This window comes from Oribacterium sp. P6A1, assembly GCF_000702885.1.
Lineage (GTDB): Bacteria > Bacillota > Clostridia > Lachnospirales > Lachnospiraceae > Oribacterium.
In genome coordinates this window covers 1-2,161 of sequence record NZ_JNKO01000082.1, presented here as the reverse complement: position 1 = coordinate 2,161, position 2,161 = coordinate 1, and the positions used below count along the sequence as shown (strand labels likewise).

General features: G+C 44.2%; 2 protein-coding genes. Both read right to left on the bottom strand.

Going from position 1 to position 2,161, the window contains the following annotated elements:
- On the bottom strand, window positions 1-1,175 hold a 1,175-nt coding region (locus T515_RS16080; protein ID WP_036613568.1), incomplete at its 3' end, for a DNA topoisomerase.
- A partial coding sequence (locus T515_RS17750; RefSeq protein WP_242839408.1) for an ArdC-like ssDNA-binding domain-containing protein occupies window positions 1,172-2,161 on the bottom strand: 990 nt, incomplete at its 5' end. The genes T515_RS16080 and T515_RS17750, both read right to left, overlap by 4 nt.

Here is a 2,161-nt window from a genome sequence, read left to right as displayed (position 1 = left end):
GCAGGATCCCCAAGGGATGAAAGCAGTCTTGCTGCTATGATGTTTAAAATCTTTTGTTCTCCGTCATTGAGAGATGACAGATCAAGGCCAGAGACATTGACAGTAGGTATGATGGCATGGTGGTCACTTACCTTCTTACTGTTAAGCAATCTCTCTTCAAGGGTTGTCTCATTTTTAGTAAATCCATATTTTTCTTCCATGCTGATTGCAAGTTCTCTGGTGCTTTCTCCCATATCATCTGTGAGATACCGGCTGTCTGTTCTCGGATAGGTCACGAGTTTTTTCTCATAAAGACTCTGGGTATAGTCAAGTGTCTCCTGTGCCGTGAAACCATAATACTTATTGGCATCCCTCTGCAGAGATGTAAGGTCATAAAGAAGCGGCGGTTTCTCTGTCTTGATAGTCTCTTTCATGTTCGTAATCACCCCATTACCATCCGCTGATACTTCTGAAAGGATCCTCTCTGCTTCAGCCTTATCCTGTATCCTCTCACTGCTGAGAGATATACCGAGGGCATCGATCTCTACCGTATAGAATGGTTCCGGTCTGAACTTATTTATTTCTGCTTCTCGATTTACTATCATCCCAAGGGTCGGAGTCATTACTCTTCCCACATTAAGCGGCTGGCCGTAAAGGGTCGAAAAAAGCCGGGTAGCGTTGATGCCAACCAGCCAGTCGGCACGCTCTCGGCATAATGCTGCTTCATATAAAGCATCGTATTCACTTGATGGTCTAAGGGTCTTGAAACCTTCCCTTATGGCTGTGTCTTCCATGGATGATATCCAGAGTCTCTCAAATGGCTTTTTACACTTTGCCTGATGATAGACCAGCCTGAAGATAAGTTCTCCTTCTCGTCCTGCATCTGTCGCTTCTATCAGACTTATAACATCATTACGGTCCATTAGTTCTTTAAGGATACGGAACTGCTTACGAGTGCTCTCTGTTACATCATATCTGAAGGGACTTGGAAAGATCGGCAGGTCCTCCTTTCTCCATTTTTCATACTTTGGATCATATTTATGAGGCTGTGCAAGCTCTATGAGATGCCCGAAGCACCAGCTGACTATATAGCCATTTCCTTCAAGGTATCCGTCTTTTCTGTTTGTCGCACCGATGACATCAGCGATGGATTTCGCCACTGAAGGTTTTTCACATATCACTAATTTAAGATTCATAAAGATTCCTCCCTGCTTTTTGTTTTATTTTTAGCTTTAGTTTTTGACCTTGAATTTTTCTTAGCTGCTCTGTCCTGTTCCTTGTTTTCCGCTTTCTTTTCAAGCTTTTTCATGACAGATTCTTTCTTTGGTTCTGCTTCCTTCTCAGTATTTAGGACCGCATCACCGTCATGGCTTTGAACGTTATCATGAGTCTGGTCTTTTTCTACGAACAGTTCCTTAGCCTTTTCTTCGATGGAAGTTATCATCTCTGAAGCCGCTGTCCTTATGGTGTTCAGTGATTCCTTAAGTTCCGGCATCTCTTTTCCATGGGACCATCCGGCAACATAAGCAAAACTATAGTCAGATGTATCTATGCCGAAGTGCTGACAGACTGTATATGCCACGGACTCTGCCTCAACCTCTTTGCTTGGTCTTGACTGCTCGCCATCCGGCCTTCCCTTCTGTGCCTCCAGGTTATGAAGCTTTGCATGAGCCATTTCATGTATAGCGGTCTTTACATTCTGGACTTCGCTCATTCCTTCCTGGATTGCTATACGATTTTCAGCAGTATGGAAATAGCCTTTTGCTTCTCCCTTTATATCTTCAAATCCTATGGGAACGGGGCTTGCTTCTCTGATTGCTTCAAAGAGCCTTGCATAACCTTCAACACTTCCCGTAAGCTCCGAAACGCCGAAGGTGGGTAATGGTTCACCTTCCGTCTGTGAAAGATCAAAGGTGCTCACAGGTTTAAATGCTGTGACATTGATCTCAACTGTCTCCCTTACCGGCTCACCATCCTTATCGAGTATCTCTTTACCCTTGTCATCAAGTTTGTTCTGTAGCCGCTCCAGCTTATATGGTGCCGGAGCAAGTATCCGTATCCCCTTTTCGCCTTTCTTTACATATCGTCCCATCTGTTTCCATCCGGTGTATGACTGGCATAGTGTCGCATCCGGTTTCTGCATCATGATAAGGATGTTATTGTTAATGCTGTAATGCGGGAA